The following is a 14,045-nucleotide window of genomic DNA, read 5'->3' as shown; positions in this document are numbered from 1 at the left end:
TCCTCGGATTTGGCCTATGCCGGGAGAAGTTCGCCGTAAGGCAGCGCGACGCCGAGAAGCTTTGTGAAGAGAAGATAGGACGCGACGGGAAACATGACCGACGTCGCGACATTCGCGATCCATTTTCCCTTGTTGAAGTAACTGGTGAGGACCAGCAGGAATACCAATGTCGAGATAACGTAACCGAGCGGCACCAGGGCGAGGATGTAGACCAGCACGGCGGCGGCCACCGCTAGGGCGGCGACGTAATGATTGCCTTCAGGGTGTTCTGTTAACGCCTCCGACGTCTTCGCCCTGCCCCGGTCCTCGAACGCCCACAGCACGGCCGAGAGCACCAATCCGGCGACGATCAGACGAGGGAATGCGCGCGCGCCAAGCGGATCGCCGAAGGCGAGCGAGGGGATGCGCTCGGTCATGAATTCGTAGAAGGCGGCCAGGACGAGCGGAAGAAGAAATCCTAAGCGGGTATAGGACACGGTGCGCCTCGACGTGCTTTTCCAGTCAATGGCACCAGCGCCACGCGCCGATGCATTGCCGTGAAGGAAGATGAGCCCCGGATCAGGATCGATCCGGGACAGGTGCAGCGCTCGGGATGCTATTCGGCGAAGCCGATTTCCTTGAGAATCGTACGATTCTCGTCATATTCCTTGTTGAATTCGGCGACGGATCCCGGATAGCGGACGGGGGTCGCGACCCAGAAATTCCGATCGAGATCGGCCTGGAACTGCTTGTTTTCGAGAACGGCGTCGAGCGCCTTGGTCCAGAACGCGACCTGCTCGGGCTTGAGGCTGCCCGGCAGCAGCACGTTGTATGAATTGGCGACGATCACATCGAGGCCTTGCTCGCGCAGCGTCGGCACATCCTTCATGTCTCCGCCCATGCGTTCCGGCGCTGCGAGCCCGAGGAAACGGGCCTTCCCGGCCTGGATCAACGGCATGGCGCTGCCGATGCTGGTGATGCCGACATCGACGTGACCGCCGGAGATCTGCGCCGAGACGTCGGCGCCGGAGTCGAACACCACGGTCTTGACCTCGGCGGGCTTGACGCCGGCGGTCTTGGCGACCTGCACCGCCGCCACATGCAGCGGGCTGCCGAGGCCGACCGGGAACGCGAAGGTCACCGATTTCGGATCGGCCTTCAGCCGCTCCTTCACGTCGGCCATCGTCTTGATGGAAGAATCGGCCTTGGTGAAGAACGCCTGATAGGCGTCGAACAGCTTCATCACCGGGACGACCCGGGTGTGGAGGTTCGAGCCCGAGCGCGCGATGGCGTTGATGAAGCTGCCGGAGGCGAGGCCGATGGTGTTGGTATTGCCCTTGCGGCTCGCGAGGTCGGTGATGGCGATGACCTGGCCCGCTCCCGGCTTGTTGAGAATGGTCATCGATGGGACGAAGCCGCCATCCTGCAGAGCGCGCTGGATGGCGCGTGCAATGCGATCGTTTTCTCCGCCCGGGCCAGCCCCGACAATGAATTCTATGTTGCCCTTGGGCTTCCAGCTGTCATCGGCATGTGCCGTCGCGCTGAGCGACAGTGCCGCGGCGATCGCGAAAAGCACCTCACGTCGTATGAGCATTTCCGTCTCCCATTGATATTGCTTATTTTTTTGTGTTTTGAGGGCCCTTCTAAAGGCGACTTATATTTAGTATAAGCCGATTGTGAGCGGTGCAAGAATTTTTTATGGACCGATCCGATTTTTGATATTTTTGAGTATAGATTCTCCGGAATTTGGTATTTTGAATTATTCACCCGGAATCCGTGCCTATTGGCTTTCGTGGAGCATGAATGCGCAAGAATTCAAACGATAGATCTCATATCGAGCCAAGCTCGGGGGAGCGCCTGAGTCGCTTTGCAATCAGTCCAGCGCTCACGGCGCGCTCGCTCGAATTCTTCGTCACCGTCGCGCGTGAAGGCAGCATGAGCGCGGCCGCCGAGCGCCTGCGGCTTACCCAGCCGGCGATCTCGCAGGCGATCGGCGCGCTCGAGGCCTCGCTCGGCGTCCAGCTCTTCGACCGTTCAGTGCGCCCGCCGGCGCTGACGCTTCAGGCCGGGGCATTGCTGCCGCACGCCATCGCCATTCTCGAAAGCCTCCAGAAATTCGACAACGCCCTGCGCCTTGGCCATCTCGCCCAGCTTCCGGCGCTGCGCATCGGCATGCTGAATAGCGTTGCGACGACGATCGGGCCGGTGATCATCAACAGCCTTCGGGAAATGGCGGCCGAGGTCTCGGTCGATTCCGGCTTCTTCGCGACAAGGTTCCAATCGCTGTCGCAGCGGGAATTCGATTTCATCATCACGGCGGATGAAGCCAGCCCGCCGCCCGATGTGCAGATCATGCCGATCCTGACCGAGCCGTTGCTGATCATCGTGCCCGCCTCCTACGAGGGCGACCCAAGGGATATCCAGCGGGTCAGCGAGACGCTCGACCACATCCGCTTCGGGCGCGACCCGAACATGGTCTCGCGCGTCGACATCGCGCTTCAGGCGCGCGGAATGGCGCCGCAGCGCCGCTTCCATCTCGATACCAACGAGGGTGTCCTGCAAATGGTCGCGGCCGGTGCCGGCTGGACGGTCCTGCCCGTGCTGGCGGTCATCAAGGCGATGGAGCGCGGCGAGCCGATCCGCGTCGCGCCCTATCCCGAGGATTCGCTGGTGCGTTCCATCTTCCTGGCCATGCGGCGGGGCGACGGAATGCATGTCGGCGAGCACATCCATGATGTCGCGATCACCGGGCTGCGCGAAAGCATCCTGCCCAAGGTAAAAAAGCTCGTACCCGAGGTCGCGGCGCGCTTCCGGCTCGATACGCTGCGCGAGGGGGCGGTCTAGCTGCCGGGAGAGTCAAAATTCCAGAACAAGACAAGGGAGAAGACATGTCCGACTTCGCCATCGTGACCGGGGGCGCCGGCAGCATCGGAACCGCCATCGCCGAGCGGCTGACCAATGACGGTTTTCGCGTCGTCACCGTCGACCGCGACGAGCCGCGGCACAGTTTTCTTTCGGACCACGTCAGCCTTGATCTCGCCGACGCGACGGCGACCTCCGAAACCCTCGGGGCCTTCTGCCGCGACCGGCGGGTGACGCGTCTGGTGAACGGCGCCGGGATCGTACGGCCGGCGCGTTTCGACGACACCACGGCGGAGGATTTCGATCTCGTCCAGCAGGTCAATGTCCGCTCGGCGATGCTGGCGGCGCAGGCCGCGGTACCTTCCATGCGCAGGGCCGGCATCGGGCGGATCGTCAGCATCTCGAGCCGTGCCGCGCTCGGCAAGGAATTGCGCACTGCCTATTCCGCTAGCAAGGCGGCCCTGCTCGGCATGACCAAGACGATGGCGCTCGAGTTGGCGCGCGACGGCATCACCGTCAACGCGATCGGGCCGGGCCCGACTGGACCAAGCTGTTCGAGGCGGCGAACCCGGCGGATTCGCCCAAGACCAAGGCGATTGTCGAAGGCGTCCCGGTTGGCTTCCTCGGGCAGCCGGCCGACATCGCCCATGCCGTCGCCTACTTCGTCTCGGATGCCGCGCGCTTCGTCACCGGCCAGACGCTTTATGTCTGCGGCGGGATGACCGTGGGAGTGGCTCGCTAGACGATCGGACCGGATATCGTATCGGGTCTGATGGTCCAGCTCCTTGTTTTCGCATCGGCTTTTCCAAAAGCGGCAAGCCAGTTTTCGGGCCGATGCGCCAGATCCTCGGAAGTCGGCACGCCGCGGGCAGGCCAAAGCAGAGATGATTTTTCTGTTCTGACATCTCAAAAGAGAATTGTGAGATGTCAGATATGGCGTAACATGCTGCGATGTTCGATCGTACGCCCTGGTCGCTTGTCTCAGCCAACGCGACGCCAGTGCCGCCGAGCCCGGCTCCGCGCACCGAGATGGCCTTGCAGCGGGTTCATCACGCCATCGTTTCATGCGAGCTCGCGCCTGGCTCGATGATCCATGAGGCGGTCCTGGCGGAGCGCTTCCGGCTCGGGCGCGCTGCCGTCCGGGTCGCGCTCACCCGGCTCGAGGCCATTGGCTTCGTGGAGCGACAGGCGCGGCAGGGCTGGCGCGTCACGCCGCTCGATGGCCCCCATGTCGCCGCTCTGATCCTGGCGCGGCGGCAGCTCGAGCCCGCCCTCGCGCGTCGCTTGCTGTCGGCCGAGGAGGTGCAGGTCTTGCGCGCCCTGGCTATCGCGGTCGGCGCTGCGGCCGGGCGGCAGGAGCCCGCCGTCGTTGCAACCGCGCGGGCCGCCGAGCGACGGATGCGTGACCTGCTTGCCGAGCAGTCCGGGGCACTGGCACGGCGCTGGTTCTGCGAACTCGCCGACCACGTCTCGCGGATCGTGCGGGCCTTGGAGATCGCCGGGCTGCCATTGGCGCCCGCTCATCTTAGCCCGCTGATCGAAGCCCTGGCTTCGGGGGACGCCGTCTCGGCCGAGCGCTTGATCCGTGCCGAGATCGATGGGTTCGAGATCGCCGTCGCCCGCGCGATGCTCAGCTTTGCGCCTCAGGTGAATCCGGCGAAGCGGCGGCGCGGGCGCAGACCGCTCGCGCCGAAGCCGATGGCGGCCGCCCCAGCAACGAAACGGAGGGAAGAGTGATGCAAAAATCGTTCACCTGGCTCTTTGCCGCCGGTCTCATGCTGGCGACGCCGGCCATCGCGGGCGCTGATCGCTTCGTCGTCGATCTCGCCGCCGAGCCGTCGACGCTCGACCCTCAGCTCCAGTGGAATCCCGACAGCTACTACGTCTATCGCAACATCTTCGACAATCTCGTCACGCGCGACGACAAGGGGCAGATCGTCCCGCAGATCGCCACTGCCTGGCGCAATCTCTCCGACACGGAGATCGTCTTCACGCTGCGGCCTGACGTGACCTTCCACGACGGCTCCAGCCTCACCGCCGAGGACGTCGCGTTCAGCATCGCCCGCATCACCGATGCGAGCTTCGCGAGCCCGCAACGCGGCCAGTTCAACAAGATCGTGCAGGCGATCCCGCTCTCGGCGACTGAGGTCAAGTTCGTCACGGACGGTCCTTACCCTGCGCTTCTCGCCCAGCTCGTGAAGCTCTCGATCGTCCCGAAGAAGATCGTCGAGGCGGTCGGCAAGGACGCCTTCAACCTGAAGCCGGTCGGCAGTGGCCCCTATCGCTTCGAATCCTGGCAGCGCGGCGTCGCCGTCACGCTCACGCGCAACGATCGATATTGGGGAACGAAGGGACCGTTCGCGAGCGCGGTCTTCCGGGCCATCCCCGACAGCGCGACCCGCCTCGCCGACCTTCAGGCCGGCAGCGCCGATCTCGCCGTCGGCCTCGACAGCGACCAGCTCGCCCAGCTCAAGGGCTCGCAGCGTGCCAAGCCCCTGACCGCCCTGACCGAGCGGCTGGCCTATTTGCGCCTCAATCCCAATCGCCCGCCATTCGACAACCCGAAGATCCGGGAGGCGGTGGCGCGCGCGGTCGACAAGCAGGGCATCATCGACGGCATCCTCGGGGGGCAGGAAAAGCCGATCGCGCAGATGCTGACGCCGGCCCATTTCGGCTGGATCGACGGGATCGAGGGCCCGGCCTTCGACCCCGCGCGCGCCAAGGCGCTCGTCACGGAGGCCGGCCCCGCGGGCAAGGTCGCGATCCCGCTGACGACCGCGCCGTTCTTCGACCAGCGCGTGGTGCAGGCGATCCAGCAGCAACTGCGCGATGTCGGGCTCAATGTGACGATCGAGCTGATCGATACGCCGAGCTTCCTGCAACGAACGCAGCGCGGCCCGGTCGAGGCACCGGTCCTCGCCATCAGCCGCTCGTCCTGCGCCTGCCAGGACGCCGACGGCGCGCTCTATGAGCTGTTCCATGCCGGCAGCGGCTGGACGATTGTCGAGAACAAGCAGGTCGACGCCCTGCTCGACGGAGCCCGCACTGCGCTCGATCCCGCCACGCGGCTGGCCGATTACCGCAAGGTTCACGAGATCATCGCAACGACCCTGCCGGTCGTGCCGCTCTACCAGACCGTCGCGGGCTATGGCGCCGCAAAGCCGGTTCAGTTCACGCCGACACCGAACGAGAGCCTGTTCCTGAACCGTATCCGCTGGACCGACTGAGATCAGACGCCTGGGAGGGCAAGATGGGAAAACACTGGAAATGGCCTGTCCGCGCAGTCATCGCCGCCGTCCTGGCACTGAGCGCGGCCGGGGCACAAGCCGGAAAGGACCGCTTCACCGTCGATCTCTCCGGCGAGCCGTCTTCGCTCGACCCGCATCTCCAGTGGAATCCGGATAGCTACTACGTCTATCGCAACATCTTCGACAATCTCGTCACGCGCGACGACAAGGGGCAGATCGTCCCGCAGATCGCCACGGCCTGGCGCCAGCTCTCAGATACCCAGATCGAGTTCACGATCCGCGACGACGTCAGCTTCCATGACGGTTCGAAGCTGACGCCGCAGGACGTCGTGTTCTCGGTGAAGCGCATCACCGACAAGGCCTTCGGCAGCCCCCAGCTCGGCCAGTTCGACAAGATCGCCGATGCCGCTGCGACCGGCGCGAACACGGTGACGCTGACCACCTCGGCGCCCTATCCGGCGCTGCTCGCCCAGCTCGTCAAACTCTCCATCGTGCCCAAGGCCGCGGTCGAGGCTCTCGGCAATGATGGCTTCAACCAGAAGCCGATCGGAAGCGGACCTTACAGGTTCGATTCCTGGCAGCGCGGCGTCGCTGTCACGCTCGCCCGCAACGAAACCTATTGGGGAACCAAGGGGCAGTTCCCCGTGGTGCTCTTCCGCGCGGTGCCCGACGGCGCGACGCGTCTCGCCAATCTTCAGGCGGGGACGGCCGATCTCGCCGTCGGTCTCGACACCGACCAGGCCGGCCAGCTCAAGTCGTCCCAGCGCGCCAAGGCCCTCACCGCGCTGACCGAGCGCGTCGCCTACCTGCGACTCAACACGACGAAACCGCCCTTCGACATCCCGAAGGTCCGCCAGGCCGTCGCCCATGCCATCGACAAGGAAGGGCTGACCGACGGCATCCTCGGCGGCTATGACAAGCCGATGCCGGAACTGCTCACGCCGGTCGTCTTCGGCTGGGCCGACGGCATCAAGGCGCTTCCCTACGACCCCACTCGCGCCAAGGCATTGATCGGGGAGGCGGGGGCGGCTGCGAAAGACGAGGTCGAGCTCGCGACCGCGCCGGTCTTCGATCAGCGCATCGTGCAGGCGATCCAGCAGCAGCTCACCGATGTCGGCCTGAACGTCAAGATCGTCGTCTCCGACATGGCAAGCTATCTGCGCCGCGCCCAGTCCGGTCCCGACACGATTCCCACCCTGAGCTTCGGGCGCTGGTCCTGCGCCTGCCAGGATGCCGACGGCGTGCTCTTTCCGCTGCTGCATCGCTCCAGCGGTTGGTCGGCCTATCGCAACGCGGAGGTCGACACTCTGCTCGAGACCGCACGACAGGCGCTCGATCCGGCCAAGCGCCTTGCCAGCTATGCTGCGGTCCACGAGATCGTCGCGAGGGACGTTCCCGCGGTGCCGCTCTACCAATCGTCCGCGATCTACGGCGCGACGCGCAATCTCGAATGGCAGCCGACCCCCAATGAGAGCCTGTTCCTGAATCGCATGCGCTGGACCGATTGAGCGCAAGCGGATGACGAGCTTCCTCCTCAGGCGCGGCGGGCAGGCGCTGATCACGCTGTTCGGCGTGGCGACGCTTATCTTCTTCGTCCAGCGCCTGACGGGCGACCCGACCTATCTGCTGGTGCCGGAAACCGCGACGGCCGCCGATATCGAGAACCTGCGCCACGCGCTTGGCCTCGATCGGCCGCTCATGGTCCAGTATGTCGATTTCCTGTTCAACCTGGCGCGCTTCGATCTCGGCCAATCGGTCGTCCAGCGCGTGCCGGTCACGACCATCATCGCCTCGCGCATGCCCTATACGGTGATGCTGGCCTGCGGCGCGCTGACCGTCGCCTGCGGCATCGGGATCCCGGTCGGAATCCTGCTCGCCCTGTTCCGGGACAGCGCACCCGCAAAGCTCGCGGGTGGCTTCGTGCTCGCGGCCCAGAGCATGCCGACCTTCTGGAGCGGTATCCTGCTCATTCTTCTCTTCGCGGTGACGCTGGGCTGGCTGCCGCCATCATCGACCGGCAGCTTCGCCAACCTGATCATGCCGTCGGTCGCGCTCGGCCTGCTCTCGATGGCGACCTTCGCGCGGATCACCAGGGCGGCGCTGATCGAGGAGCTCTCGCGCGATTATGTCCGGACGGCCCGCGCCCGCGGAGTCGGCCCGGTCCGGCTGCTGTTCCGGCATGTGGCGCGCAACGCCGCCATTCCACTGATCACGGTCGCCGCGCTAGAGATCTCGAACCTGCTCGCCGGTGCCGTGATCGTCGAGACCGTATTCGCCTGGCCAGGCATCGGGCAGGTCACGGTGCAGGCGATCCTCGCGCGCGATTTTCTGGTGGTGCAGGGCGTCGTGATGCTCGGCGCACTCGTCACGATCGCGCTCAGCCTGCTCTCGGACCTGCTCTACAGCATCATCGATCCGCGCATCGCACTGGATGACGGAAGATGAGCGGCGTCGCGACGCACCAACCCGCCGGGCGTTTCCCGCTCAAGCGCTGGTGGCCGCTTGGCCTGCTGGCGCTGTTCACACTGACGGCCGTCTTCGCGCCGCTGCTCGCGCCCTACGATCCGAATACCCAGAACCTCGTCGGCCGCCTCAAGCCGCCCGGCACGGTCTCGCGGAATTTCCACTACCTGCTGGGCTCGGACGAGCTCGGGCGCGATCTGCTGAGCCGCGTCATCTATGGCACGCGCGTCTCGTTGCTCGTCGCCGTCCTGTCGGTGCTGCTCTCGGGCGTGGTCGGCACGACGCTCGGCTTGCTCGCCGGCTATCGCCGCGGCTGGGCCGAGATCGTCATCATGCGGATCGTCGATATCTTCCTGTCGATCCCGGCCGTGCTGCTGGCGATCATCACGGTCGCGGTGCTCGGGCCGAGCCTGATCAACGTCGTGCTCGTCCTGGCGCTGACGCGTTGGCCGCGCTATGCGCGCGTCGCCCATGGCCAGACGCTCGCCATGGCCGGAATGTCCTATGTGGAGAACGCCGTGCTGGCCGGCGCCGGCAGCGCGCGCATCCTGTTCCGCCACATCCTGCCGAACATCGCCGGCACGCTCATCGTCGTGGTGACGCTGGAATTCGGGCTGATGGTCCTGTTCGAAGCCGGGCTCTCCTTCCTCGGCCTCGGCGTCCAGCCGCCCACCGCGAGCTGGGGCGCGATGCTCTCGACCGGACGCAACTATGTCGCCACCGCCTGGTGGGTGGCGACGATTCCGGGCCTGTGCCTGTTCGCACTGGTGCTCTCGGTCAACCTCACCGGCGACGCCGCGCGCGACCGCCTCGACCCCCGCTTTCGCTGAGGACCATCATGACCTTCTTTCCCGACCTCAAAGGCAAGCGAGCCCTCGTCACCGGCGCCGGCGGCGTGATCGGACGCTGGATCGCGGAGAGCCTCGCCGAAGCCGGTGTGACCCTCGCGCTGACCGATGCCAATCCGGAGGAGCTCGCCTCGCTGGCCAAGACCGTCTCGCTGGGCGAGGGCGGCTTCACGCACGCGGCCGACCTGACCGACGAATCCTCGATCCTGGCGCTTGTCGGCGAAGTCGGCCGGCGCTGGGGCGCGACCGATATCCTCGTCAACAACGCCGGCATCTATCCCAGCGGCTTCCTGCTCGACACCTCGACGGCGGAGTTCGACCGGATCTTCTCCGTCAATCTGCGCGCGCCCTTCATCCTGACGCGGGAGATCGCGACGCAGATGGTCAAGGCCGACAGGCGCGGCTCGATGATCAACATCTCCTCGGGCGCCTCCCGCAAGATGCGCCGCACGGTGGTGCCCTATTGCACCTCGAAGACGGCGCTCGATCGCCTGACCAAGGGCTTCGCCGTCGAACTCGCCGAATACGGTATCCGTGTGAATGCGCTGGAGCCCGGCTTCGCCGCCGGCAGCAAGGTCAGCCCGCTGACCGACGCGCATGTCCAGAACACAGTCTCGCAGATCCCGCTCGGCCGCGCCTCCTCGCGCGAGGATGTTGGCAATGGCCTGCTCTATCTCGCCAGCGACGCCTCGGCCTATGTCACCGGCGCGACGCTGACCGTGGACGGGGGCAATTCGGCCGGCACGCTTGCTGTCCACCAGGACAAGAAGCGGGCGTTATGAGCTCTCCCTACCCACGCTATTCCTGGCCGGAGGGTCGCAGCAGCGCCTTCGCCTTCTCCGTCGATGTCGATGCCGAGAGCCCGTATCTGTGGGGGCTTCCGGAGGGAACGCCGCCGCTGCTCGGCCAGATGGAGCAGCGGCTCTTCGGTCCGCGCACCGGCATCTGGCGCCTGCTCGACCTGCTCAACCGATATGGCATCAAGGGCAGTTTCTTTGTTCCCGGCCTGGTCGCGCAAAATCACCCGGCCTTGCTGCCGGCGATCGCGGAGGCCGGCCATGAGATCGGCCTGCACGGCTATTTCCACGAGATCGTCGCCGACACGCCGACGGCCGAGTTCGTCCGTGCGCTCGATGCGTCCCTCGCGCTGTTCAAGGCGCAGGCTGGGGTCGTCCCGCGAGGCTTCCGCTCTCCGGCCTGGGAGATGACGCCCGAGATGCTCGCCGAGCTCGCCGCACGGGGGCTCTACGATTCCTCGCTGATGGGCTTCGACCATCCCTACACCATCGATGGCGTCACCGAGGTCCCGGTGCAATGGGCCGTCGACGACGCCATCTACTTCAAGTTCACTGGTGGCGGAGCGGACCGCTGGCACCCGGCCGCCCAGAACGGCGTCCTCGATGCCTGGCTGGACGAATGGACGGTGCTCGCCCGAGAGGGCGGGCTGCTGATGCTGACCGTGCATGACTGGATCTCCGGTCGCGCCGGGCGCATCCGCATGCTGGAAAGGCTCCTCGACGCCATCACGGCGACGCCCGGGGTCTGGCTTGCCACGGTGGGCGAGATCGCGGCGCATCATGCTGCGTCGCCCAATCGCGAGCATTTCGTGACGCGTTCGCAGCCGCCACTGCCCAGCGCGCCGCGGCGCTTCAAGGCCGGGCACTGATGCAGACCTTCACGATGCGGCGCCCCGCCGTGCGCTCCAGCCATGGCCTTGTCTCGGCCCAGAATCGCCATGCTGCCGAAGCCGGTGCGGCTGTGCTCAGGCGCGGGGGCAATGCCGTCGATGCGGCGATCACGACCGCATTGACCCTCAGCGTCGTCGAGCCCTGGCTTTCCGGAGTTGGCGGTGGCGGCTTCCTGATTCGCGCCGACGGCGCTTCGGGCGCAATCGACACGCTTGATTTCGGGATGCGCTCGGCTGCGGGGCTCGACCCTGCCGATTACCCGCTCGCGCCCGGAGCGGAAGGCAACTGGTTTCAGTGGCCGGCCGTCAAAGACGACCGCAACATTTCCGGTTACGCGTCGATCTGCGTGCCAGGCGCCATTGCCGGCTTCGCCGCAGCCCTCGAACGCCATGGCACGATTTCCTTTGCCGAAGCCGTGCAGCCGGCGATCGAACATGCTCGGCGCGGGTTGGAGATCGATTGGTTCGCCGCCCTGTGCATCGGTCTCGAGTCGGCAGCGCTTGCGCGGGACGCCGTCAGCGCCGCAACGCTGCTCGACAATGGTGCAGCACCGCGGGCCAGTGGCCTCCAGGGCCAACGCTACAAGCCCATGCCGCGCAAGGCGGAGATGCTGGAGCAGCTTGCGGCCGCCGGTCCACGTGATTTCTACGAAGGCGAGACCGCGCGGCGCATCACAGCCGATCTGGAGGCCGGAGGGTCGCCGATCCGCGCGTCCGACCTCGCTAGCTATCAAGCGGCATGGCGCGCTCCCTTGAAGGGGCGCTATCGCGATTTCGATGTCGCACTCGTGCCGGGCCTCTCCGCCGGGCCGACCTGGCTCGCAGCGGCGCAGCGCCTCGAGGGCGCGCCTCTTGGGGCCGCGACACCTGAAGCCGAAGCCGCATTGCTTTATGCGCGTGCGATCCGGGACGCCTATGCCGAGCGCTTGACGACGATGGGGCATGCCACGGGCGCGAGTTGCACGTCCCATGTCAGCGTCGTCGATCGGAGCGGAACCATGGTCGCGCTGACCAATACGCTGCTCTCCCGCTTCGGAGCGCTGGTGATGCTGCCTTCCGTCCAGCTGCTGATGAATAACGGCATGATGTGGTTCGATCCACGCCCGGGCAACCCGAACAGCATCGCCGCCGGGGCGCAGCCGCTCGCGAACATGTGCCCGCTCATCCTCAGCCGAGACGGAAAGCCCTGTCTTGCGATCGGTGCTGCCGGCGGCCGGACGATCTTTCCGACCGTGCTCCAGATGGTGTCAGGCATGGTCGATTTCGGCCTGACGCTGGAGGAGGTCTTCCACCGCCCCCGCATCGACGCCTCGACACCGGTCATCAAGATCGATGCCAGGGCCGAAGCCGATACGGCCGCTACGGTCGGGCGCGAGTTCCCGATCGAGATTGTCGAGGACGCGCTCTACCCGGTGCATTTTTCGATCCCCTCCGCCGTGCAACGCGATGGGGATCAAGGCTTTGCGGGAATGGTCCACCCGGCCCATCCCTGGGCGGCGACCCTCGCGGCCTAGCGAAGCCGAGCTCTAGATCATCGGATCGGATATCGTCCGGCCCGATGATCTAACTTCTTGATTTATCATCGGCTTTTCCGAAAATCGCAATCCACTTTTCGGGCCGATGTTCCAGCCAATCACCGTTCCCTGAAGATCCGGCTGGCGTGATCGGCGAACGGCTTGACGAGATAGGAGAGGGCGGTGCGCTCTTCCGTCTGGATGAAGACTTCGACAGGCATGCCCGGCAGCAGCCGCTGGCCGTCGAGCGCCGCGGCGTCCTCCAGCTCGATGTCGCCGGAATAGAAGGTCGTGCCGTTGCTCGGGTCGCGCGAGGTCGCCGGCGAGACATGGATCACCTTGCCGGGGAATTCAGGCGTGGTGTTCTTTGCGAAGGCCGAGAAGCGCAGCCGCGCCGGCTGCCCGGGCTTGATCTGGTCGATATCGGCCGGCGCGATCTTCACGTCGACCGTCAGCTTGGCCTGCCGCGGCACGATCGTGGCGAGCCGTGCCGCCGGCGTGATGACGCCGCCCACCGTGAAGACGGTCAATTCGTTGACCGTGCCCGCGATCGGCGCGCGGATCTCGGTGCGCGCGAGCCGGTCCTCGGTCGCAAGGCGCCGGTCGCCGAGCTCCGAGATCTTGGCCTCGACCTGGCGCAGCTCGCGCTGGGCCTCGGTGCGCGCCGTCTCGTCGACAGCGATGATCTGCAGGCGGGCCTCGCTGATGCGCAGTTTCGAGCGGGCGAGCGCGGCATCGATCTCGCCCCGCTCGCCGAGCAGGCGGGCCCATTCGCGATTGACGGTGTAGACGCGCGTGCCGTCGATCAGGCCCTTGGCGAAGAGGCCGGTGTATTTCTGTTTCTCGAGCTCGACAAGCCTGAGTTCCTCCATCTTGGCGACGCGGCGCGCCTCCAGTCCCTTGATCTCCTCGCCGGACTGGACGATGCCGATCTCGAGCTGTTCCTTGCGGCTCTCGCGGTTGACCTTGTTGCCGTCGAAGAGCCGCGTCTCACCCTCGACGATCGGGGTGGCATCCTCGGCGACCTGTGCCAGCTCAGCCGGGAACTGGATCGCCGACAGGTTGTCGCGCTCGGCCGCCAGCCTGGCCTTGCGCCCGAGATTCTCGCTGAGCTGGGAGTGGATGATCGAGAGCTCGGCCCGCATCTGGACATCGTCGAGCCTGAACAGCACCTGTCCGGCCTCGACATGATCGCCCTGGCGCACCATGAGCGCCTGGATGATGCCGCCGTCACGGTGCTGCACCTCCTTCAGGTTCTGGTCGACCTTGACCGCGCCCTGCGCGATCACGGCGCCGTTGAGGTTGGCCGTCGCGGCCCAGCCACCGCAGCCCAGCACGAGCATGAGCATGAGCGCGGAGCCGGCCATGACATGGGGACCGAGGCGGAAGCTCGTCTTCCGATCGTCTTCGGCGGCTGCATCGACCTGATGGGCTGTCACGCTAC

The 14,045-nt window shown here is 65.9% G+C and carries 12 protein-coding genes and 1 pseudogene; 10 read left to right on the top strand and 3 right to left on the bottom strand.

From position 1 onward, the window contains the following. Positions 1-14: 14 nt before the first annotated feature. Entirely contained in the window at positions 15-476 is a 462-nt protein-coding gene (locus tag EV560_RS30415) for a tripartite tricarboxylate transporter TctB family protein (protein WP_131859599.1), read from the bottom strand. A gap of 119 nt (positions 477-595) precedes the next feature. Next, positions 596-1,573, bottom strand: a complete 978-nt coding sequence (locus tag EV560_RS30410) for a tripartite tricarboxylate transporter substrate binding protein (RefSeq protein ID WP_131859598.1) — start codon at positions 1,571-1,573, stop codon at positions 596-598. A 209-nt stretch (positions 1,574-1,782) separates the two neighbouring features. Between EV560_RS30410 and EV560_RS30405 the strand changes: the two genes are divergently transcribed. From EV560_RS30405 to EV560_RS30360, 10 genes and pseudogenes are all read left to right on the top strand, one after another. Further along, positions 1,783-2,823, top strand: coding sequence for a LysR family transcriptional regulator (locus EV560_RS30405; RefSeq protein WP_131859597.1), 1,041 nt, complete (start codon positions 1,783-1,785; stop codon positions 2,821-2,823). A 44-nt stretch (positions 2,824-2,867) separates the two neighbouring features. Continuing rightward, positions 2,868-3,583, top strand: a pseudogene (locus EV560_RS30400) (SDR family NAD(P)-dependent oxidoreductase). Positions 3,584-3,870: 287 nt separating this feature from the next. Next, a complete protein-coding gene (locus EV560_RS30395; RefSeq protein ID WP_165923714.1) occupies positions 3,871-4,578 on the top strand; it encodes a GntR family transcriptional regulator in 708 nt (235 codons plus the stop codon). Next, positions 4,578-6,068 carry an ABC transporter substrate-binding protein gene (locus EV560_RS30390; protein ID WP_131859595.1) on the top strand — a complete coding sequence of 497 codons (1,491 nt, stop codon included), beginning with the start codon at positions 4,578-4,580 and terminating at the stop codon, positions 6,066-6,068. Before EV560_RS30395 ends, EV560_RS30390 begins: the two co-directional genes overlap by 1 nt. Before the next feature lie 23 nt (positions 6,069-6,091). Beyond that, positions 6,092-7,597 (top strand): ABC transporter substrate-binding protein, encoded by a 1,506-nt coding sequence (locus EV560_RS30385; RefSeq protein WP_131859594.1) that lies wholly within the window; start codon positions 6,092-6,094, stop codon positions 7,595-7,597. Between the two features lie 10 nt (positions 7,598-7,607). Further along, positions 7,608-8,534: an ABC transporter permease gene (locus tag EV560_RS30380; RefSeq protein ID WP_131859593.1), complete on the top strand. Its 927-nt coding sequence runs from the start codon at positions 7,608-7,610 to the stop codon at positions 8,532-8,534. After that, a complete protein-coding gene (locus EV560_RS30375; protein ID WP_131859592.1) occupies positions 8,531-9,382 on the top strand; it encodes an ABC transporter permease in 852 nt (283 codons plus the stop codon). The genes EV560_RS30380 and EV560_RS30375 overlap by 4 nt, the downstream gene beginning before the upstream one ends. A gap of 8 nt (positions 9,383-9,390) precedes the next feature. Continuing rightward, on the top strand, positions 9,391-10,182 hold the full coding sequence (locus tag EV560_RS30370) for an SDR family NAD(P)-dependent oxidoreductase (RefSeq protein ID WP_207908157.1): 792 nt from the start codon (positions 9,391-9,393) through the stop codon (positions 10,180-10,182). Further along, positions 10,179-11,066 carry a polysaccharide deacetylase family protein gene (locus EV560_RS30365; protein ID WP_131859591.1) on the top strand — a complete coding sequence of 296 codons (888 nt, stop codon included), beginning with the start codon at positions 10,179-10,181 and terminating at the stop codon, positions 11,064-11,066. Before EV560_RS30370 ends, EV560_RS30365 begins: the two co-directional genes overlap by 4 nt. Beyond that, positions 11,066-12,601 carry a gamma-glutamyltransferase family protein gene (locus EV560_RS30360; RefSeq protein WP_248312277.1) on the top strand — a complete coding sequence of 512 codons (1,536 nt, stop codon included), beginning with the start codon at positions 11,066-11,068 and terminating at the stop codon, positions 12,599-12,601. The genes EV560_RS30365 and EV560_RS30360 overlap by 1 nt, the downstream gene beginning before the upstream one ends. A 119-nt stretch (positions 12,602-12,720) precedes the next feature. Here the strand turns inward: EV560_RS30360 and EV560_RS30355 are convergent, their stop codons facing one another. Next, positions 12,721-14,040, bottom strand: a complete 1,320-nt coding sequence (locus tag EV560_RS30355; protein WP_248312276.1) for an HlyD family type I secretion periplasmic adaptor subunit — start codon at positions 14,038-14,040, stop codon at positions 12,721-12,723. Between the last annotated feature and the right edge of the window lie 5 nt (positions 14,041-14,045).

It is taken from the genome of Allobosea sp. BK604 (assembly GCF_004341515.1).
In the GTDB taxonomy this organism is placed as follows: domain Bacteria; phylum Pseudomonadota; class Alphaproteobacteria; order Rhizobiales; family Beijerinckiaceae; genus Allobosea.
The sequence above is the reverse complement of the archived record's forward strand: the minus strand, read 5'-3'. Positions and strand labels throughout refer to the sequence as shown.

Excerpts from the sequence above, each read along its gene's own strand:
- EV560_RS30360 (WP_248312277.1), top strand. The coding sequence starts at position 11,066 with ATGCAGACCTTCACGATGCGGCGCCCCGCCGTGCGCTCCAGCCATGGC.
- EV560_RS30385 (WP_131859594.1), top strand. The coding sequence starts at position 6,092 with ATGGGAAAACACTGGAAATGGCCTGTCCGCGCAGTCATCGCCGCCGTC.
- EV560_RS30375 (WP_131859592.1), top strand. The coding sequence starts at position 8,531 with ATGAGCGGCGTCGCGACGCACCAACCCGCCGGGCGTTTCCCGCTCAAG.
- EV560_RS30390 (WP_131859595.1), top strand. The coding sequence starts at position 4,578 with ATGCAAAAATCGTTCACCTGGCTCTTTGCCGCCGGTCTCATGCTGGCG.
- EV560_RS30380 (WP_131859593.1), top strand. The coding sequence starts at position 7,608 with ATGACGAGCTTCCTCCTCAGGCGCGGCGGGCAGGCGCTGATCACGCTG.
- EV560_RS30405 (WP_131859597.1), top strand. The coding sequence starts at position 1,783 with ATGCGCAAGAATTCAAACGATAGATCTCATATCGAGCCAAGCTCGGGG.
- EV560_RS30370 (WP_207908157.1), top strand. The coding sequence starts at position 9,391 with ATGACCTTCTTTCCCGACCTCAAAGGCAAGCGAGCCCTCGTCACCGGC.
- EV560_RS30410 (WP_131859598.1), bottom strand. The coding sequence starts at position 1,573 with ATGCTCATACGACGTGAGGTGCTTTTCGCGATCGCCGCGGCACTGTCG.
- EV560_RS30365 (WP_131859591.1), top strand. The coding sequence starts at position 10,179 with ATGAGCTCTCCCTACCCACGCTATTCCTGGCCGGAGGGTCGCAGCAGC.
- EV560_RS30395 (WP_165923714.1), top strand. The coding sequence starts at position 3,871 with ATGGCCTTGCAGCGGGTTCATCACGCCATCGTTTCATGCGAGCTCGCG.